Here is a 20,363-nt window from a genome sequence, read left to right as displayed (position 1 = left end):
ACCGCCGGCCTGGCTTGATTTTTACGAGAAACGGGAAGCTGCTGGTCAGGTTGCTGATGTGTGTGACCTGAATTACTTCTTTTTCCCGCCAATAGACATATAACCGCAGGAGAGACGACCATGGTATCCACGTACAAGGCGACCGGTGACTTCCTCGTCAATCAGACGACCGCTGGTAATCAGACGCCCGACTATCACGGCCGGACTGTCACCGGCTTGCTGGGAGGCGGCTACGTCATCGTCTGGGAAGGGCCCGACTCCGGCGGCATCAATCAGATCTACATGCAGCGCTATGACAATCATGGCGTCCGGGTTGGCGGGGAAACCGTCGTCAATGATCTGACAGGCACCGGCCATACTCTGCCCCAGGTCACCTATCTCGCCAGCGGCGGTTACGTCATTGCCTGGACCGGATACGGCCTCGACGGCGGTGGCGGCGGCAATGGTGGCGGCAGCATCTATTTCCAGATGTACGATGCATCGGGCGCGAAGGTGGGTAGCCAGACCCTGGCCAACACGACTGTTGCCGACGAACAGGATACCCCGACCATTACCGGCCTGCCCGACGGTGGTTTCCTGGTCAACTGGGACAGTTACGGCCAGGACGGCAGCGCCTATGGCGAATACGGTCAGCGTTTCAATTCAGCCGGCGCCAAGGTCGGCGGTGAAATCCACATCTCGACCACCACTACCGGCTCTCAGGACAGTTCGGCTGTAGCGGCCCTTGTGGCGGTGCCGGCCCTGGGGGCACCCGGTGGACTGGTCGTCGTCTATAACAGCTCGCCTTTGAATGCGAGCAATGTGGCCACGGATTACGACATCTACTTCCAGCGTTACGATACCGCCGGCGCCAAGGTCGGCACCGAGACGCGCGTTAATACAACGACGGCAGGACACCAGGATTACGCGTCCGTAGCGGCCATGGCGGACGGCGGTTTTGTCGTCACCTGGGTTGATAACGTCGCCAGTCATAACCGTATCTGCTCACAACGTTACAGCGCCAGCGGCACGGCCGTGGGTGTGGAGACCCAGGTCAATACGACCGCCAACGGCCTGGCCGAAGATACCTCGATCACAGCGCTGGCCGACGGCGGGTATGTCGTGACGTGGAGCATGTCGGGCGGCGCAGTCGACACCGCTGGACGCGGCGTTTACCTGCAGCAATACGACATATCGGGCAACAAAGTCGGCGGCGAGGTCCTGGTCAACGGCTTCCTGACCGGCAATCAGATATTTGCGTCGGTGGCCGTCCTCAGCACCGGCAGCTTTGTCGTCACCTATCGTGGCCCGGATCAATATGACGCCAATAATGTCCCGATCAGCACCGGTATCTATGAAAAAACCTTCTTCCTGACCACGACGATCAATGACGGCGCGGCCGGCGGTCATACCCTGACCGGCACGGGCAATTTCGCCACCACCATCAACGGCCTCGACGGCGACGACACCCTGGACGGCGGTCCCGGCGTCTCGCCCGACACGTTGAACGGCGGCGACGGCAACGACACACTGATTATGCGGGGGGGCGATTATGCCTCGGGCGGCGCCGGCAACGACACTTACAAGATCGTCGAGCTGAACGGCCAGACTTTCCAGTGGGACGATACCGGCGGCTTCGACACTATCGATACGACAGCCTTGATCTACGATCCGATCTTCTACTTGACCAATACCCAAGCGGCGGAAGCCTTCCGCGGCGGTAATGTCAACGAAACGGTAGACGCCCATTGGACGACCAATGTAGCGACCTTCCACGTCGATGCCGGCGCCGGCAATGACACCATCACGGGTACGACGGGCAACGACATTCTGAACGGTGAAGTAGGTAACGACATCCTTGACGGTTATCTCGGTGCCGATACCATGGCAGGCGGCACCGGAGAGGACACCTATTATGTCGACAATGTCGGCGATACCGTTACCGAAGCCGCTTTGGCAGGCAATGATCTTGTCTATGCCTCGGTCAGCTTCACGTTGGGCGCCAATATTGAAAGCCTGACCCTGACCGGTACGGCCAATATCGACGGTACGGGCAACAGCTCGGACAATAACCTCACCGGCAACAGTGGTAACAACGTCCTCAGCGGCGGCGCCGGACACGACCTGTTGCTGGGCGGTGACGGCAACGACACCCTGGATGGCGGCACGGAGGTCGATACGATGAAAGGCGGTCTCGGCGACGATACCTATGTCGTCAATGTCGCGACCGACTCCGTTGTCGAGTTCGACAGTCAGGGCACGGACACCGTCAGGGCGTCGCTCGGCTGGACCCTGGGCAGCAATTTCGAAAACCTCATCCTTACCGGCGCCGCCAATCTCAATGGCGGTGGCAATACGCTCGACAATGTCATTACGGGTAATAGCGGCGTCAATACGCTCAACGGCTTTGACGGCAACGATACCCTGGATGGCGGGGCGGGCGCCGACACCTTGAAGGGCGGCGTGGGTAATGACAACTATATCGTCGACAACAGCGGCGATATCATTGTCGAGTTGGCCGCAGCCGGGACCGACGCGGTTATGGCCACGGTCAATTACACCCTGGCCGCCAATGTTGAAAACCTGACCCTGACCGGTGCCGGCAATATCACCGGCGTCGGTAATGCCGGCGACAATACCCTGACCGGCAACGGCGCCAACAATACGCTGAGCGCCGGTGACGGCAATGATATCCTCATCGGCGGGGGCGGGGTCGATACATTGAAGGGCGGGATCGGCAACGACAGCTATTTCGTCGATTCTTCCACCGACATCGTCACCGAATTCAGCAATGCAGGCACCGACACGGTCAACAGCTCGGTCGGTTGGACGTTGGGCAGCTATGTCGAAAACCTTGTCCTGACCGGCTCCGCCAATCTCAACGGCAACGGCAACACGCTTGACAATGTCATGACCGGGAACAGCGGCACGAACACKCTCAACGGCAATGACGGTAACGATACCCTGGACGGCGGACTCGGGGCCGACACCTTAAAGGGCGGGGCCGGCAACGACACCTATTGGGTCGACAATATCGCCGATGTCGTCGTCGAACTGGCCGCGGCCGGCACCGACACGGTCAATGCTTCGGTCAGCTTCAGCCTGGCCGGTCAGCAGATTGAGAACATCAATCTTACGGGCAGCGCCAATATCAATGCTACCGGGAATTCCCTGATCAATGTGATCAACGGCAATACCGGTAACAATACGCTGGACGGTGGTGGCGGTGCCGATACCATGACCGGCGGCCTAGGTGACGACACATATATCGTCGACAATACCGGCGATATGATCGTCGAAGGCACTGCTCAAGGTACCGACCTTGTGCGCGCCTCTGTCACTTACAGCCTGTCGGGTAAGCAGGTCGAAAACATGACCCTGACTGGCACGGCCAATATCAATGGCACCGGCAATAGCCTGGCCAATGTGCTTACGGGCAACAGCGGCAACAACGTCCTGGACGGCGGCAGCGGCGCGGACACCATGGCCGGCGGAACCGGCGACGACAGCTATTATGTCGACAATATCGGCGACGTGGTGACGGAAGCCGCCAATGCCGGCACCGATACCGTCATCTCCTCGGTGACCTACACCCTGGCCGGGCGGGCCGCCGAGAACCTGACGATCAACGGCTCGGCCGCTGCCAGCGCCACCGGCAATAGTCTGGCCAACGTGCTGAGCGGCAATAATGCCACCAATACGCTGGACGGGGGCAGTGGCGCCGATACCTTGACCGGCCATGGCGGTGCCGACATCTTCCTGTTCAACTCGGCAAGCGGCGCCGATACCATTACCGACTTCTCCGCGGCCCAGAGCGACAGCATCAATGTCAACGCCTACACCCACGGCACGGCGCACACAGCCTATATCGTTCAGGTCGGCGGCGACGTGCATATCAATCTCGGCGGCAGCAATGTCATCACCGTGACCGCAGCCACCGCCGCCGACGTGACAGCCCATATGGTGTGGTGATGGCTTTGCCCAAGTGATTGCCTTATTCTGAAGGGCGATCACTTGGGCGGATTGTGATCCGTGCCTATTGTCTTACAAACGATCCGACCTTCACCGCCCCCTTGTCGTCCTTCTTGAGCTCGATGACAAAGGTCTCGACCTTTTCCGTCGCTCGGCCCCAGTCGCGGTAGAGATGGACGGTAATGCTGGTGGCGCCGTTGCGGTTGATGACGTCGGCCGCATAGACATTGGCCAGTACGGCATAGGTGCCTGCCGGGGCATAGTGCAGCAGGTACTCCTCGGGGCCATAACCGCGCGTCATGTCGTTCGACAACCGCCCGCCCAAGCTGGTCTTCGGATTGCTGTAGATGGCGCGCTCGCCCGACGGTTCGTCGACCCACAGGTCCATGTCGGTCTTGTCGGTATTCCATTCCAGGGTGATGCGGATATCGACGTCCAGCAGGTCGGTCAGTTCGGCCGGCAAGATATCCGTCAGGTCGTCCTCATCTTCGCCCAGGCTCTTCAGCCGGGCGACCAGGTGATTGGCCTCCATCAGGGCAATAACCTCGATACCGTCATAATCGCCGCTCCACGGTTTCAACACGACCTCGCTGAGTAGGCTCAAGGCGCGGCGGTAGGTCACCACGGCCGCGCTCTTGCTGACCGTGCCTGCCGCCAGCCGGGCGTCGGTCGCGGTCACCAGGGCCAGGGCCAAGTTGCGTGTCGCCTGCGGCTTTTCCGGTGTCAGGCGGACAACATGCTCATCAATGGAGATGGCATCGTCATAAGCGCCGTAGCGCAATAACCGGTCGGCGAGGATGATCTGACTGTCGATATCGCTGCCTGGCAGGTCGAGCGCATTGCGTGCCATGCCAGCGGCGCCGGCAGCAAAACCATTGCGGTACATCCATTCCGCGACGTCGAAGTAGAAGCCCGGTGTGTCGCCATATTGCTTTTCCTGGACAGCTAAGACCGTGTCGAGGCCGGCCTGGTCACCGCCTTTGATATCGATTAAGGCTCTGAGATACGGCCGGTCCGGGTTCCATTCGGCCGTCTGGACATCAATCCTGGCTTCACCCAGTGGGCCGAGCGGCGCGCGACGCACGCCTGTCACGACCACCATCTGATTTTCGTCCGAACCGATCTCGCCGTTAGAATCGGGCAGAGCACCAATATCGTTGCCGGCGATGATTCCCGCCATTGGTTCCGCGTCAACCGGCTCAATGGCCGAAGGGGGTGTGGCACGGGGCTGTACGACCGGCGGCGGCGCCATGGCAGGCGCTGGCGGCGGCGCACCGACTTCCCCACCCCCGCGATCGTCCTCGATATCGCCGGCTCGGGCGCGCCGTTTGTACATCTTTGTCGCATCTTTCAGGCTGACCGCCGGCCCATTCCACCACGCCTTTTCTTCCGTCCACAGCGCCTCGACATCGCTCAATCGCTCATCCTTGGCGGTCCTGGCGGTTTCGGCCATCCGGTCGCGTGCCGCCGTATAGTCGTCCCATATGTCGTGCGACGCCGTCTTGGGCGGTTCGACCCCGGCACGGGCATAGGCGGTGCCGTTTTCGAGGACGAGGAAGCTGATGTCGGGAGTCGCCACGTGATAATGCCGCGCCAGCTCCAGCACCTTGTCGTTGTCGGGCGCATCGGTGGCGGTCAACCGGTCGATCAGGGCATGGCCCCACATTGTTCCCGCGCCATCATTGTCGGCGGCCGTCAGCCCGCGCGTCACATAGGCCTGGTCCTGGCCATTGTAGTCGAGATCGATACCGGAGGACGGCGACCACGGGCCGATGACGCGGTAGAGATCGTCGCCCATTGGCGTAACCATATAGTCGAGCGAGGCGCCGTCATCGTCAATTATGTCCCAGAGCTTCGGCGCCCGGACCAGCAATTGCGTCAAGGCCTTGTCGTGGCCCAAATCACCCAAGTCGACATAGACGCCATCATTGCGCCCCGCCAGTTGCCCGAGGATGTCGCGCCGCGCGGACTTGGCAGACGACAACGTCATCACCCGGCACGGCCAGCGATTGGCGGCAAAACTGCCGATATCGGCACCGCCATCGGAGACCACGATGCAGACATCGGCCCGGCCGGGCAGGACCTTTTCCAGGCTTTCGAAACGCGTGGCGCCGCCATAGGTGATCCTGCCCAGAGCTTCGAGCACGGCCGCCGCCGTCGGCGCGTCGATATGGACGACACGCGGCGCGCTATCGGCGAAGACGACCAGATCGAGCGACCTCGGCGTTGTCTTCGCGACATAGTCGGCGATCAATTGCGCCTCGCCCTGGGTATCCTGGTCGCGGCGCGACCGCGAGGCGTCCCAGTATAACCGCACGCTCTTGGCCTTGAATGCGCCGGCCGGTTCGGCAGGCACCACCATCTCGAAAAACGTCTCGCCATTGCCGTGGCGCGACAGGCTGACCGGATTTGCCGGCGTCAGGCCGCTCAGGACTAGGTTGCCCGACAGGATACGATCCTTGGCACCCGCGGCGAAATGGTAGGTATTCTTGTCTTTGAGGATTTCCCCGGCAGTGTTCTTGTCCAGGGTGCCAGGCAGGCTGATTTTGAGCGGCCCGACCATGTCATGGGCTGTGACCTCGAGATGGAAATCGTCGACGGCGCCAGACGTCCCCAGCGGCACCTCGAAGTGCCCGTCCGCCGCCAAGGGCGTCACATAGACGATCTTGACCGTGCGGCCGCCCTCGGCAGGAATCGGAAAGATGTGGGTCGTGAAACGGTTGCCGGCATCCACCGTGGCCAGGCCGGGGTCGACTCCGTGACGCAGGCTTTCTTCATAGGCTTCGGTGGCCTGTAGCCGCGGCTGCAGCACGCCGTCGGTCAGGACATCCTTGATGTCGAGCCCATAGCCGGTGACCGTGGCGCCCGCCGGCAAGTCGAGGCTGAAATCACCCTCCAGGTCGCCGTCCGAAGGGTTGGCGAAAGTGATGATCAGGGTGGTCTGGGCCTGGTGGCCTATGATATCGACCTTGACGTCCAGCGACGCGATTTTCAGCGCGACATCGGCGACCTCGGCGCGATCTTCACCCAAATCGTGCGCCAGCAATTGCAGGTCCGCATTCAGCGCCGTATCGGCCCGCGCCGCCAACGGCTGTGCGGCGCTCAGCGCCAGGATCAAGGTCGCGATGGAAATACCTGACAGAGCGCGCATTGTAACCCCCCGATTTATTGCTTCTTGTGGGGTTAACTTGCCTGAGGTGGGAGCAATTGCAACCCTTCTTTGCGAGGGGCGGCCTTTGACTACATGCGCAGGCTGCCGTCCTTGATCTCGGCCAGCATATCCTTGGTCATCGGCACATATTGGTCGTTGCACAGGATATAGATCGGATCCTTGGTCGCGGACGGATCGTAACCCGCCTTGATCAGGTCCATCTTCTTGTACTTGAACGTGCCCGTCGTTTCGACATCGTGCAGGATGCGCACGAAACGCGGACGCGACCAGTTGGGCAGCAGGCTGTCGACATGGTTCTTGAAAGTCGTGAGGTCGAAGCCCTCTCGCGTGATCAGCGACGCCATGCCGGCCTTGCCGTCGTGATTGGGCACCGGCACACCATAGATGATGGCCTCTTCGACGCCGGGCGCGGAAGCCGCGTATTCGGCGACCTCCGAGGTCGAGACGTTCTCGCCCTTCCAACGGAAGGTATCGCCGATGCGGTCGACGAAATAGAGATAGCCGGCCTTGTCCTGTTTCATCAGGTCGCCGGTCCGGAACCAGGCGTCACCCTTTTTGAAAACGTCGGTCAGGATCTTCTTCTGCGACGCACTCTTGTCGACATAGCCGGAATAGGCGTGGCGGGCGTCGCCGGCGATCTGGCCGATGGCCTCGCCGATCTCGCCGGGCTTGCATTCGTAGCACAGCCCATCCGGGCGGCGCTCGGGCATTTCGCTTTCGATATCGAAGCGAACAAGACGAACATTGAAGCGGCCGCGCAGGATCTTCGGCACCCGGGCGATGGCGCCGGAATGGCCGTCGAGATTGAACAGGGATACATTGCCTTCGGTCGAGCCGTAAAATTCGACAATGGTCGGGATGTTGAAGCGCTGCTTGAAATGGTCCCACACCTCCGGCCGCATGCCGTTGCCGAAGGCCATGCGGACCTTGTGCTTGGTCTCGTCTTCAGGATTGGGTGACGGCGGCGAATTGACCAGGTAACGGCACAGCTCACCGATATAGACGATATGGGTGATGCCGTTGCTGCGCACATCGCTCCAGAACTGGCTGGCTGAGAATTTGCGCTTCAACACGATCGAGGCGCCGTTCATCAAGGCGGCGCCAACGGCGCACAATCCGGCCGTGGCGTGGTACAGCGGCAGGACGCAATAGAGCTTGTCCTCCGGCTTCATATGGGTCAGGCCGGCAAAGGCCATCATGTACATTTGCGCGCGGGCGTTGGAAATCTTGGCGGCCTTGGGCAGGCCGGTCGTGCCCGAGGTGTAGATGTAGAGCGCCACGGCGTTGGCCGTCATGCCGGCGCGGATAGCGGCGTCCGGACGCACCGTGCTCACGCCCTTGAGCGCGGCGTCGAGGCTGCGGCAGTTCTCGCTTTCCTTGGTGCGGTCGAGATCGAGCACCCACAGGGCCTGGAAGCGTTCGACCTGCTTCTCGATTTCCTGGAAAGCCGCCATGGTCGAATTGTCGACCAGGGTCAGGCTGGCCATCGAGATATTGATGCAGTGGGCCAGACCCGAACCCGTCAGCGAATTGTTGATCAGGGCGGTGATGACGCCGATCTTGTTGAGGCCGATCCAGATAGCGAGATAGTCGAGCCGGTTCGGCATGAACAGCGCCACCGTGTCGCCGGGCTTCAGGCCGCGTTGCCGCCCCCAGTGGGCGTAGCGGTTGGCCAGGACGTCGAGCTGCTGATAGGTGAGGGACTTGCCTTCGAAGACGACCGCCGTATTGCGCGGGAACTGATCGGCGACCTTTTCGAAATCGTCGCAGACCAGATTGGGTGAATCCGGGCTGACATTGTGGATGCGCCGCAGGATGCGCATCAAACGCTTCATGAAAACAAAATCACGTTTGATATTATTGAAGAGACGCATACGGGCTTCCGGGGAGGTTGGGCATTCGCCGCACAGGCTACAGCCGAATCATTACAGACAAAGCGTGAAATTGCCGTGAACGTGTGTTTTTTTAAGGACTTGCCTCACCCAGGCGTAGCGGAAAGTGGCCATCTTCCGGCAAGCCACTTGATCAGGACAGCCGAAGCCGTATAAGCACGGTCATACATTATGGAGCCTTGCCTTGACCGTCGCAGAAGCCCTCGAAGACATCTACACCTCGCTCGCCAACGACAATGTCGAGCTCGATGAGCGTATCAAGGCCGCCAAGGCGGCATTGGCTGCCGAGGGCCTGAAGGAACTGGTCGTCGAGCCCGGCCGCCTGGCGCAGAACAACCGCCAGGGCCGCAAGCTGATGCAGTCCTATTTCAAGAAAAAAGGCGTAACGGTGACCTTCGCCGGCGCCTGAGGGCGATTTTTGCCGCGGAAAGGTTTTGAACTTTTCGTGTTGATGACGAAATATACATGCTCGGGCCTTGGTGGCGCCGCCATTCCGGCTTAGACGTATCGACCGATGTGGCGAAATATCGGTAGTACGGTCATCGGCTTGCCGTTCAGCCACGTACTGGACCAGAGACTGGTATCGAGCGGGCGCGAGGGCGGACATATCCTTGATAATGCTGCGAGCTTGGGCAACAGTGGCGGAAGTGATTCCGTTGCGGAGCAATGGCCCTGTGAACTTTGACGAATGCCCGCATAACGCGGGTCATTTAGGTAATGTGAGGTGGATATGAAAAAACTAGCATTGAGATCTCTGGCAGGATCGCTGGCGGCGATGCTCGTGACCTGGGCGTCGAACGTCAGTGCGCAGGTGGCCGACCCTCAGGGCTCGTCGCCGATTTCGAACGCGCTGGACTGGATCCAGGGCACGCTGATGGGCAAGGTCGCAACGACGGTCGCCGTCATCGCGGTCGCCGCCGTCGGCTTCATGATGCTGACCGGCCGCATGAACTGGAAGTTCGGCGCCACGGTCATTCTGGGTTGCTTCATCCTGTTCGGCGCCGCGACCATCGTCGGCGGCATTCAGGCGGTCGCTCATTGAATCATGGCCGATCTGATCAAGTCGCCTGTTTTCAAAGCCCTGACGCAGCCGCAGATGTTCGCGGGCGTTACCTATAGCTATTTCATCATCAATGCGGTGGTGACGACCGAGGCCTTCCTGATCACGCGCTCCTTCTGGGCGTTTGCCGTCGCCGCGATCGTCCACGTCGTCGGCTACCTGGCCTGCCTGAGAGAGCCGCGCGTCTTCGACCTGTGGCTGACCAAGGTGTCGCGCTGCCCCCGCATCAAGAACTGGCGTTTCTGGCGCTGTAATTCCTATCATCCGTAGAGCGTAACGACATATGGCCGACGGCCCCAAAGGTTTGAGTGGTTTCGCCAGCTGGTTCCAGAAAGAACAGCGGGTCGGCGACCGGCTGCCCTATGACCGCCTGCTCGACGAGCGCACGATCCAGCTGCGCGACGGCAGCCTGATGCAGTCGATCTATCTCGAGGGCTTCGCCTTCGAGACGGCAGACACCGACGAGGTCAATCACCGTCAGATCGTTCGGTCGGCCGCCTTGCGCGCCATCGGCTCGTCGCGTTTCGTCGTTTATCACCACATCATTCGCCGCCGCGTCAGTGTCGGTTTGCAGGCGACCTACGACGATCCGGTATGCAACCTGATCCAGCAGAAGTGGCAGAACAAGCTGGCCTCGCGCCAATTGTTCGTCAACGACCTGTTCCTGACCATCGTCCGCCGCAGCCCCAAGGGCAAGGTCGGGGTCGCGGAACGCATTGCTGATCTCTTCGGCAAGGGCATGGGCGAAAACGCCGAAGCCGCGACCGAGGCGCGCGACCATCGCGAACTGATGGCGGCCTCCGAAGCCCTGATGGCGGCGCTGCAGGCCTACGGCCCGCGTCTGCTGGGTGGCTACGACACGATCAACGGCCGCTGTTCCGAGCCCCTCGAATTGCTGTCGGCGATCTATAATGGCGAGATGCGGCCCGTGCTGCGTCCGACCAGCGATCTCGGCCAATATCTGCCCTATCGCCGCGTCAGTTTCGGCCTGGAAGCCATCGAGCAGTCAAGCCTCGGCGACGGCAAGGACTTCTCGGCCATCCTGTCGCTGAAGGACTATCCGCCCCAGGCGACGCCCGGCATGTGCGACGCCATATTGCGCCTGCCGTTCGAGATGACCCTGACCGAAAGCTTCGGCTTCGTCGACCGCCAGATCGGCTTGGAGCGCATCAATCTGGCGCTGCGCCGCATGCGCGCCGCCGACGAAGAGGCCATGTCGCTGCGCCAGGGCCTGATGTCGGCCAAGGACGATCTGGCGACCGGCGCCATGGGCCTGGGCGAACACCATATGAGCCTGTTGGTGCGGGCAAAATCGCTGGAACAACTGGACGGTTGCACGGCGCAGTCCCTGGCGGCCCTGGCCGATCTCGGCGCCATAGCCGTGCGCGAAGACGTCAATTTGGAGCCGGCCTTCTGGTCGCAATTCCCCGGCAACGAAGCCTATATCGCGCGCAAGGCGCTGATCTCGACCGGCGCCTATGCGTCGTTCGCCTCCCTACATGGTTTCCCGATCGGTCAGCCCGAGGGCAATCACTGGGGCCAGGCGGTGAGCGTCTTCGAGACCTCGTCCGGCACGCCCTACTATTTCAACTTCCACAAGGCCGACCTCGGCAATTTCACCGTCATCGGGCCGTCGGGCTCGGGCAAGACGGTGGTGCTTAACTTCCTCGCCGCCCAGGCACAGAAATTCAAGCCACGCACCATCCTGTTCGACAAGGACCGCGGCGCTGAAATCTTCATCCGTGCCATCGACGGCCACTACGCCACCTTGCGGCCGGGCGAGCCGACCGGTTTTAATCCGCTGCAACTGGCCGACAATCCGGGCAATCGCGCCTTCCTGCGCGCCCTGGTCATGCAGTTGCTGACACGGCCGGACCTGCCGTTGAACTCGGAAGAAGAGGCCATTATCACCGAGGCGGTCGAAGCCAATTTCGACCAGGAACCGCAATATCGCCGCCTGCGTTATTTCCGCGAACTGCTGGCCGGCGTACGTCGTCCCATGCATGGCGATCTGGCGGCGCGCCTGTCGCCGTGGTGCAATGACGGCGAACATGCCTGGCTGTTCGACAATGCCGACGACGAGCTCGATATGGAGCGGCGTACGCTCGGCTTCGACATGACCCTGTTGCTCAACGAGCCGGTTCTGCGCACACCGTGCATGATGTACCTGTTCCAGCGCGTCGAGGAACGTCTCGACGGCACGCCGACCATCATCATTATCGACGAGGGCTGGAAGGCGCTTGACGACGAGGTCTTCGCCGCCGCCATCCGCAACTGGATGAAGACGCTGAGAAAGCGCAACGCCATACTGGGCTTCGGCACCCAGTCGGCGCGCGATGCTCTCGACAGCCGTATATCGTCCGCCATCATCGAGCAGTCGGCGACGCAGATCTTCATGCCCAATCCGCGCGCGCAGCCGGAAGACTATTGCGACGGCTTCGGCCTGACCGCCCACGAACTCGACCTGATCCGCGCCCTGCCTAATGCGTCGCACGCCTTCCTGGTCAAGCACGGCAATCACAGCGTCGTGGCGCGGCTCGACCTGTCGTCCATGCCCGATGTCCTGACCCTGTTGTCGGGCCGTGAATCCACCGTGCGGCAACTCGACGATCTGCGCCTGCAACATGGCGACGATGTCGCCGCCTGGTGGCCGCACCTGATCGGCACACCTTTCCCCGACGCCATCGCTGCGCCGAAGAAAAAGGGGAGGGCGCTCTGATGCAGGCCGGTTATTGTCCCTCGATCACCCTTGTCGGCGAAACCAGCGTCTCGGGCTCGCTCTACGCCATGGATTGCCACATCAATGCGGCGGTCGAGACCGGCTATAATCGTCTGTTCGGACCGGGCGGCGCGTTCGGCTATGCCCTGACCGCCATGCTGATCATCTATGTCGCGCTGCTCGCCTACGGTTTCATGACCGGGCGGACACGACTGACCGTCACCATGATGTCGCCGCGGATCATGACCATGATCCTGGTCCTGACCTTTGTGTCTGTGTGGCCGGCCTATCACGCCATTTTCTACGGCCTGATGATGAACGGCCCGGACCAGATCGCCGCCGCCTTGCTCGGTGAAAAAGGCAGCGCGGTGATGAACTTCGCCCAGCAGCTCGACGGTCTGTTCGTCCGCTTCGCCGATATCGCCCGCATGCTGGATACCGGCAGCAACAGTACGGTGGCGACCAGTTCGGGGCCGCAGCCCATGCCCTTGCCCCATTCCATGCCGGTGACCCTGTTCTGGCTGTCGGGCCTGTTCCTGCTGGTGTCGACGCTCGGCGTCCTCATCCTGACGCGCATGGTGCTGTATCTGTTGTTGATCCTCGGGCCGATCTTCATCGTCATGGCCCTGTTTCCGCAGACCCGCGGCCTGTTCAACGGCTGGCTGCGCACGACCCTGATCTTTGCGCTCGCGCCACTGCTGACCGTTCTCGGCGGGACGGCGGCCCTGATGCTGTTCGCCCCGCTGATACAGGCGATCGGCGACGATCCCGCCGGCGCGGTGAAGGCCGTCCAGCCCATGGTCATCCTGTTCATGGGCTCGCTGATCTATTGCGCGTTCCTGTTCACCCTGATGTGGGTGGCGGCGTCCCTTGTTCGCGACTGGCAGGCGGCCTTACGCGAGAAGCCGGGAACCGGCGGCATGGGCTCGGCAGCCAATCCGATCTATACGACCCCGTCCATACCTTCGACGGTATTTACCGTCACCGGCAATTCGTCGGCGACCGACACCTATCAACGCACCGAGCCGCTGGTGACCGCGGTGACCCGTGATTCCGGCGGTGGAGGTGGCGGCAATGGCGGGGGCGGGACGCGTACAGAGGTTTTGGGCCTTTACGATCCCCAGGCGCGGACGACCTCGGGCGATCGCTTCAGTCGCGTCCAGGGCCTGGGACAGAGATTTCGCGGGCGAACCTCGCCGCTGGCGACGCCCGGCGCCGGCGCCCAAACGACACCCCAGACGCCTTCGGGAAATTTGGGGCCTGTAAAGCCGGATATGACATGATGAAACGCCTGATCCTGACAGCTCTTATCCTGCTGGCTCCTTTCTCCGCCCCGATCCAAGCCTTGGCCCAGGGCGACGATAGCGACATGCGCCTGCTGACCCTGCCGTACAATCCCGACGGCATCATCCGCCTCGATGGTTGCATCAATTTCCAGACCATGATCGCCTTCGGTCCCGGCGAAGTGGTGCAGAATGTCGGACTGGGCGATTCCAGCCAATGGCAGGTCACGCCCAACAAGAAGTCCGACCTGTTGTTCGTCAAGCCGCTCGTAGCGCATGCCTTTTCCAATATGAGCGTGGTAACCAACAAACACAGCTATAATTTCGAGCTCCACAATGCGTCGCCGAGCGACTGCGCCAAGGGGCGGGTCGTCTATACCCTGCGTTTCGCCTATCCCCCCGATGCGCCCTCGGGCACGGTGACGGCGCCATCGCAACCGATCGACCCCAACGCTTTCCTGCCCTTGCCGGAAAAGCGCAACACCGCCTACACCTATAGCGGCGATGTCGCCCTGGTGCCCGTGCGCGCCTTCGATGACGGCGTCTCGACCTATTTCAAATGGCCGGCCGGCATTTCCACCCCGGCCGTGTACGCGTTGAATGCCGACAATACCGAAAGCATCGTCAACTATGCCTCGCGCGGCGACTATTTCGTCGTCGAACAGGTGGCGCGTGCCTTCGTGCTGCGCCGAGGCGATGAGAAAGCGGTGCTTTATAACGATTCCTATGTCGTTCAGGGTTTGGACGCCTTGTCGCCCAAGCTGCGCGACAGATCCCAGGGAGTGGTAAAATGATGGGATTGGTAAAACAATGACCAGAGCCCCCTTACCGGCGGGGAACGACCCGCGTCTGAAACTTGAGCCCGATGAACTGGAAGCGGCGTCCGTTCGCGCCATGCCCCAGGTCGCGCGTGCCTCAAGCATGGGAGACAGCCTCGGTCTGGCCGCTATTATTCTAGGAGCGTGCGGTCTTGGCGCCGTCGTCTGGATCAGTATGTCGGGCACACCGAAACCGCGTCCACAACCGCAACAACCGCCGACGGTCCAGCAGCCGGCGCCGCAGTCGGTCCTGCCGCCGATTGACCCAAGCCTCAATCCGCAACCCGAGGCGCCGCCAGCTTTCGTGACGCCGCAACCGGTGACCCAGCCCGTGCCGCCACCGGCCGCCGTGACAGATCCCAACGCCGCCCGCGCCCCGGCCCTGATCATCGACAACAGTACGCCCGAGGCCGCCACTGCCGCGGCGCCCAATTCCGGCGCCCAGGCCGCGGCGGCGCCGAAAGCGCTCAACGCCAACGACCAGTTCCTGGCCAGTCAGAACACCGACGTATCGCAAAAGGCCACCAAGATCGGCGATCCGTCCAAGGTCGTGCCCCAGGGCGCGGTCATCCCGGCCGTGTTGGAAACCGCAATCAATTCCGACCTGCCGGGCTATACCCGCGCCATCGTGTCGCGAGATATCCGCAGCTTCGACGGCACGGCCGTGCTGATTCCGCGCGGCAGCCGGTTGGTCGGCCAGTACAAGAGCGGCCTGACCAGCGGTGAGACGCGCGCCTTCATCATCTGGAACCGGCTGATCCGGCCCGATGGCCTGTCGATCAATCTGGCCTCACCGGCGACCGACGATCTCGGCCAGGCCGGCATGTCGGGCAAGGTCGACAGTCACTTTGCCAAGCGCTTTGGTTCGGCCATGCTGCTGTCCGTCGTCAACGGCCTCTCGGCGGCCTTCAGCAGCAAGAATTCTTCCACCATCGTCATCGGCACCTCCAGCGATGCCCAGGGTGTGATTGGTGACGCCTTGTCGAACGACATCAAGATTCCGCCGACCATCAAGGTGCCGCAAGGCGCTTCTATCCAGGTGTTCGCGGCGCGCGACCTCGACTTCAACCTGGGGCAATAGCGTGGCAGCTTTGGCGGAAACCGACACTGGTGTCGTCGCCCTCGACGGCGTCTATCTGCGCACCTATCTCAAACCCTTCCTGCCGTTTCTCGAACGCGACGAGGTGACGGAAATCTTGGTCAACCGGCCCGGTGAAGTGTGGATCGAGGCCTCAGGCCAACCACACATGCAGCGTCTGGAGATGCCCGAGGTTGACGACATCCTGCTGGCGCGTCTGGCGGCCCAGATCGCCCGCGTCGCCCACCAGGGCATCAACCGCGAAAGCCCGCTCCTGGCGGCCAGCCTGCCGAGCGGAGAACGCGTGCAACTGGTCGGACCGCCGGCAGCCAAACATTGGGCTCTGGCGATCCGCCGCCACCGCATGGTCGACCTGTCGCTCGACGCCTATGACCGCGGTCCGATCCCGGATCTTGCCGGTCACGGCCGGCGCGACGACCTGGTCTATGCCCGCAAACATCCGATCGCCTTTCTGAAAGAGGCTGTGGCGGCACGCAAGACGGTGCTGATTTCCGGCGGCACATCGTCGGGCAAGACGACATTCCTCAACGCGCTGCTGAAGACCATCCCGCYGCACGAACGCATTATCATGGTCGAGGACACGCCGGAAATTGCCTGTGCCCATGCCAATTCGCTGGGCCTGCTGGCGGTCAAGGGCGAGCTTGGCGAGGCCAAGGTCACGATCAACGATCTGCTGCAGGCGTCCCTGCGCTTGCGGCCCGACCGCATTATCGTCGGCGAAATCCGCGGTGAAGAGGCGACAACCTTCCTGCGTGCCATCAATACCGGCCACCCGGGCTCTTTCACCACGGTTCATGCCAATACGCCGGGTGGCGCCCTGGAGCAGATCGCCCTGATGGTCATGCAATCGGGCACGCAACTGACACGCTCCGAAACCTTGAGCTACGCCTCGTCCCTGATCGACGTGGTGGTGCAACTGACGCGCTCGGGCGGCGAGCGCATCATCAGCGACATCGCCTTGCCGGTGGCCAAGTAAGACAAGAATTTTTGCCACGGATGAGGCACGGATCGCCGCTTTGCGGCGACACGGATGGCTGCTGGCGCGATTCGGAGTAGTTCGGGCTCAATTTACCGCAAAATCGGCGCTCCGAATGAAAACACGTGGATTGTTGGTGGTATTATAATGCCTAGATCGCATTGCTTTGGCTCAATGTTCGCTCGAGGAAATTGCTGACATAGTGGAATCATTTCTCCTGCCCAGCTTGCGGGGAAGGTGGTGAGCTTGTCTCGCCGGAAGGGGGATAGGTCGTCTTCCACATCGCCCGGCGCCCTCGCGAAAATCTCGGTTTAGTTGTGTGAAATCTTGTGTTTGGCGACGAAGCTGATGTATGCTTCACCCACGGGGTGAAACATGACAACACAAACAGTCTCCGGTAATGGCGCCATAGCCGTCCAGATCGAAGGCAATGACAACCGCGTTGAAATTATCGCGGGTGGCGCGCGTCTGGTCCTCAATCGCCTGCATTTATCACGCGATCATCCGAAGACAATTCTGGAACTTCTACGCGCCGATATTCGCGCCATCGATCTTGTCGGGCGCCAGGATGAGCTTTCCAACCTGGCAAATTGGCGTAATAGCGACCGTCATGTCGCCGTGCGTTGCATCACCGGCCGCGCCGGCTCGGGTAAGACCCGCCTCGCGATCGAAGCCTGCGAAGCGGCTGACCGCGATGGTTGGACGGCGGCCTTCGTTTCCAGTGACGAACTAAAACGATTCCACCTGACGCAAAACCTCACCAACTGGTGCTTGCCGGCCGACGTTTTATTGGTCATCGATTATGCCGCCACATCGCTGGATATTATCAAGCCCTGGTTTGCCGACCTGGCGTCCAGCCGCCACACGGCGTCCGATGGAAAATTGCGTATTTTGCTACTGGAGCGTCAGGCTGACCCTCAATCGGGGTGGTGGGAAAGCTTGACCCGACGCGACAGCCGAGACCATGCCTGTGCCGCTGATCTTCTTGATAATGAACTACCGCAAGCTCTGCCGTCGCTTGGGTCCATAGTGGACAGACGGACTCTTCTCGAATCCACTATGGCGAAGGCCGCGCCACTCCTGGCAAAGTCGGTAAAAGCCTTACCGATAATTGGAGTGGATTCCACTTTTGATAAACTTTTGGCTAGCGATCGCATTGAAAATGAGCCGCTCTATCTTCTAATGGCCGGCGTATACGCTGTTCAACATGGGGCTCCAACCGCGCTAGCCCTTGGCAAGCCTGATCTGGCCGAAGCAATGGCTATAATTGAACGCAAGCGTATCGAGCGCCTGGCACAAAGCCGGACCTTTACGGACAATGGAGAGTTTCTGGCCCATCTGGTGGCCTACATAACCTTACGGGGCGGTTGTCCGTTGGGAGAAGTCGAAGACCTTATCCGTCATGAAATGGCACCGACGGAATTCAAAGGATCTCAAACGGCTCAATCCATTGCCGGCGTATTATGTGAGTGTCTTTCGGAAACTCTGGACGGCCGCCTCGACGCCCTCCGTCCGGACTTGATCGGCGAAGTCTTCGCCGTGAAGGAAATTACAGGCCCCAAAACAAAATCTGAATCGAACCGTATTGCTGTCGTCAAGCGCGCCCTCGCCGAAGATCAGCCCCGCGTTATTGATACCCTGATCCGCGCGTCTCAGGATTTGGCCGAGGGGAGCGCCGATCATATCAGTGTGAGATGGCTCCGGGCGGTCGTTCAGGATACAGGCGATTTTGACCAGCTAGTTAGCATCGAACGCCTTTTACCGAAGCGGAGCTTGGCTTTGCGTGAGCTTGCCTTGAAAGTAAGTCAACGGATTGTCGCAATTATTAAAGCATCCGGTCACGACGACCATAACCGTAAAGCCCCGTTGGCGGTGGCGCTCAACAATCTCTCGAATCGTTTGAGCGATTTCGGTCTAATAGAAGAGGCACTTGAAACCGCTAGGGAAGCCGTCGATCTTTATAGCGTTATTGCGGTAGATCAGCCTGATGCCTTCACCCCTGATCTAGCCATGTCACTTAGCAATCTCGCCAATCGTCTAAGCGCTATTGGCAAGAGAGAAGAGGCGTTTGAAACGGCCCTAAGGGCTGTCAACCTTTATCGCGATCTGGCGATGGCTAAGCCCGAAGCCTTCACCCCCAGTCTGGCAAATTCGCTCACTAATCTCGCCAATCGTCTGAGCGGTGTCGGCCGAAGTGAGGATGCTCTTAAAGCGGCTCGGGAAGCCGTCGATCTTCATCGCTCTCTGGTGGCGGTCCGGCCTGAAGCCTTCACCCCAGACCTGGCGGGTTCGCTCGGCAATTTCTCCCGGTGCCTGAGTGATATCGGAAGGAGGGAGGAAGCGCTTGAAGCGGGAGGGGAAGCTCTCAGACTTTATCGCACTTTAGCGGCGGCCCGGCCCGATGCGTTCACCCCAGATATGGCCAAGTCGCTCAATAATTACGCCAATCGTTTAAGCAGTGTCGGCCGCAGAGAAGATGCCCTAAACGCCGCCTGGGAAGCTGTTCCGCTTCATCGCGCTCTGGCGGCCGAACAACCGGAAGCCTTCACGCCATATCTGGCGCATTTACTCACAAATCTCGCTGTTAAGTTAAGTGATGTCGGTCGAAAAGATGAAGCGCTCACTGCGGCCTCTGAGGCTGTCGATATTTATCGCACTCTAATCGTAGACAGGCCCGATGCCTTCACTCCCGATCTAGCGCTGTCGCTTAACAATCTCGCCAATCGTCTGGCCACTGCCGGCAAAATAGAGGCGGGGCTAAAGGCGGCCCGGGAGGCCGTTGACCTTTTTCGCACCCTCTCAGCAACGCGGCCCGATGTCTTTACCCCCAATTTGGCTATGTCTCTCAACAACCTCGCCAATTTTCTTAAACGGGTCGGCCAGAGAGAAGAGGGGCTTGAAGCGGTCCGGGAGGCCGTTGTGCTTCGTCGCGCTCTGGCGGCGGCAAGGCCCGATGCCTACACCGCCGATTTGGCTATGTCGCTCGGCAACCTCGCCATCTTCCTTACCGAAGTCGGCCAGAAAGAAGAGGGGCTTGAGACGGTCCGAGAGGCCGTCGACCTTTTTCGCCGCCTAGCGGCGATGCGACCCGATGCCGTCATTCCCGATCTGGCAAATTCATTGTCCGTGCTTGCCAATATACTTCAAGCCAATGGTCACACCGCCGAGGCGGTTAGCCAGGATCGTGAGGCCGTCGCTACGCTTTCGCCGTATTTCCTGGCTCAACCGGCGGCATTCGCGCAACGGATGACGGCCTATTTGGGGGGCTACATCCAACGTTCGGAGGCTGCCGGAGTTGAAGTGGATGCAAACCTTTTGGAACCTATTGTGTCATGCCTCAAAAAACTTGAGGGCGAATAGCGTCAAGGTTGTCGCCGGTTTGGCTCTCCGAAA

At 60.8% G+C, this 20,363-nt stretch carries 12 protein-coding genes; 10 read left to right on the top strand and 2 right to left on the bottom strand.

Features of this window, described 5'->3' with window-relative positions; translation table 11 throughout:
• The first annotated feature begins 120 nt into the window (after positions 1-120).
• Complete coding sequence (locus AC1DX3_RS23550; RefSeq protein WP_476991802.1) at positions 121-3,951, top strand: beta strand repeat-containing protein; 3,831 nt, start codon at positions 121-123, stop codon at positions 3,949-3,951.
• Positions 3,952-4,015: 64 nt separating this feature from the next.
• Here AC1DX3_RS23550 and AC1DX3_RS23545 read toward each other — a convergent pair whose 3' ends face one another.
• Together AC1DX3_RS23545 and AC1DX3_RS23540 are read right to left on the bottom strand one after the other, a co-directional pair.
• Positions 4,016-7,102, bottom strand: coding sequence for a VIT domain-containing protein (locus AC1DX3_RS23545; RefSeq protein ID WP_476991801.1), 3,087 nt, complete (start codon positions 7,100-7,102; stop codon positions 4,016-4,018).
• Between the two features lie 89 nt (positions 7,103-7,191).
• Positions 7,192-8,997: a long-chain-acyl-CoA synthetase gene (locus AC1DX3_RS23540; RefSeq protein WP_476991800.1), complete on the bottom strand. Its 1,806-nt coding sequence runs from the start codon at positions 8,995-8,997 to the stop codon at positions 7,192-7,194.
• A gap of 202 nt (positions 8,998-9,199) precedes the next feature.
• Between AC1DX3_RS23540 and AC1DX3_RS23535 the strand changes: the two genes are divergently transcribed.
• The 9 genes from AC1DX3_RS23535 to AC1DX3_RS23495 all read left to right on the top strand — a co-directional run bounded on the left by AC1DX3_RS23535 (position 9,200) and on the right by AC1DX3_RS23495 (position 20,330).
• Entirely contained in the window at positions 9,200-9,424 is a 225-nt protein-coding gene (locus AC1DX3_RS23535; protein ID WP_476991799.1) for a hypothetical protein, read from the top strand.
• Positions 9,425-9,745: 321 nt separating this feature from the next.
• Positions 9,746-10,057, top strand: coding sequence for a TrbC/VirB2 family protein (locus tag AC1DX3_RS23530; RefSeq protein ID WP_476991798.1), 312 nt, complete (start codon positions 9,746-9,748; stop codon positions 10,055-10,057).
• A 3-nt stretch (positions 10,058-10,060) separates the two neighbouring features.
• Complete coding sequence (locus AC1DX3_RS23525) at positions 10,061-10,345, top strand: VirB3 family type IV secretion system protein (RefSeq protein WP_476991797.1); 285 nt, start codon at positions 10,061-10,063, stop codon at positions 10,343-10,345.
• Positions 10,346-10,358: 13 nt separating this feature from the next.
• Positions 10,359-12,794 carry a VirB4 family type IV secretion/conjugal transfer ATPase gene (locus AC1DX3_RS23520; protein ID WP_476991796.1) on the top strand — a complete coding sequence of 812 codons (2,436 nt, stop codon included), beginning with the start codon at positions 10,359-10,361 and terminating at the stop codon, positions 12,792-12,794.
• A complete protein-coding gene (locus tag AC1DX3_RS23515) occupies positions 12,794-14,077 on the top strand; it encodes a TrbL/VirB6 family protein (protein ID WP_476991795.1) in 1,284 nt (427 codons plus the stop codon). Before AC1DX3_RS23520 ends, AC1DX3_RS23515 begins: the two co-directional genes overlap by 1 nt.
• Positions 14,074-14,871 carry a TrbG/VirB9 family P-type conjugative transfer protein gene (locus tag AC1DX3_RS23510; protein ID WP_476991794.1) on the top strand — a complete coding sequence of 266 codons (798 nt, stop codon included), beginning with the start codon at positions 14,074-14,076 and terminating at the stop codon, positions 14,869-14,871. The genes AC1DX3_RS23515 and AC1DX3_RS23510 overlap by 4 nt, the downstream gene beginning before the upstream one ends.
• A 16-nt stretch (positions 14,872-14,887) precedes the next feature.
• The gene (gene virB10, locus AC1DX3_RS23505; protein WP_476991793.1) at positions 14,888-15,976 is read left to right on the top strand and encodes a type IV secretion system protein VirB10; all 1,089 of its coding nucleotides are present in this window, start codon (positions 14,888-14,890) and stop codon (positions 15,974-15,976) included.
• 1 nt (position 15,977) lies between these two features.
• The gene (gene virB11, locus AC1DX3_RS23500) at positions 15,978-16,970 is read left to right on the top strand and encodes a P-type DNA transfer ATPase VirB11 (protein ID WP_476991792.1); all 993 of its coding nucleotides are present in this window, start codon (positions 15,978-15,980) and stop codon (positions 16,968-16,970) included.
• A gap of 375 nt (positions 16,971-17,345) precedes the next feature.
• Positions 17,346-20,330, top strand: a complete 2,985-nt coding sequence (locus AC1DX3_RS23495) for a tetratricopeptide repeat protein (protein ID WP_476991791.1) — start codon at positions 17,346-17,348, stop codon at positions 20,328-20,330.
• Positions 20,331-20,363 lie beyond the last annotated feature (33 nt).

This window comes from Asticcacaulis sp. P2_B1 (assembly GCF_056404915.1).
The sequence above is the reverse complement of the archived record's forward strand: the minus strand, read 5'-3'. Positions and strand labels throughout refer to the sequence as shown.

Coding starts and splice junctions, on each gene's coding strand:
- AC1DX3_RS23545 (WP_476991801.1), bottom strand. CDS start 7,102: ATGCGCGCTCTGTCAGGTATTTCCATCGCGACCTTGATCCTGGCGCTG.
- AC1DX3_RS23540 (WP_476991800.1), bottom strand. CDS start 8,997: ATGCGTCTCTTCAATAATATCAAACGTGATTTTGTTTTCATGAAGCGT.
- AC1DX3_RS23530 (WP_476991798.1), top strand. CDS start 9,746: ATGAAAAAACTAGCATTGAGATCTCTGGCAGGATCGCTGGCGGCGATG.
- AC1DX3_RS23525 (WP_476991797.1), top strand. CDS start 10,061: ATGGCCGATCTGATCAAGTCGCCTGTTTTCAAAGCCCTGACGCAGCCG.
- AC1DX3_RS23520 (WP_476991796.1), top strand. CDS start 10,359: ATGGCCGACGGCCCCAAAGGTTTGAGTGGTTTCGCCAGCTGGTTCCAG.
- AC1DX3_RS23515 (WP_476991795.1), top strand. CDS start 12,794: ATGCAGGCCGGTTATTGTCCCTCGATCACCCTTGTCGGCGAAACCAGC.
- AC1DX3_RS23510 (WP_476991794.1), top strand. CDS start 14,074: ATGATGAAACGCCTGATCCTGACAGCTCTTATCCTGCTGGCTCCTTTC.
- virB10 (WP_476991793.1), top strand. CDS start 14,888: ATGACCAGAGCCCCCTTACCGGCGGGGAACGACCCGCGTCTGAAACTT.
- AC1DX3_RS23495 (WP_476991791.1), top strand. CDS start 17,346: ATGACAACACAAACAGTCTCCGGTAATGGCGCCATAGCCGTCCAGATC.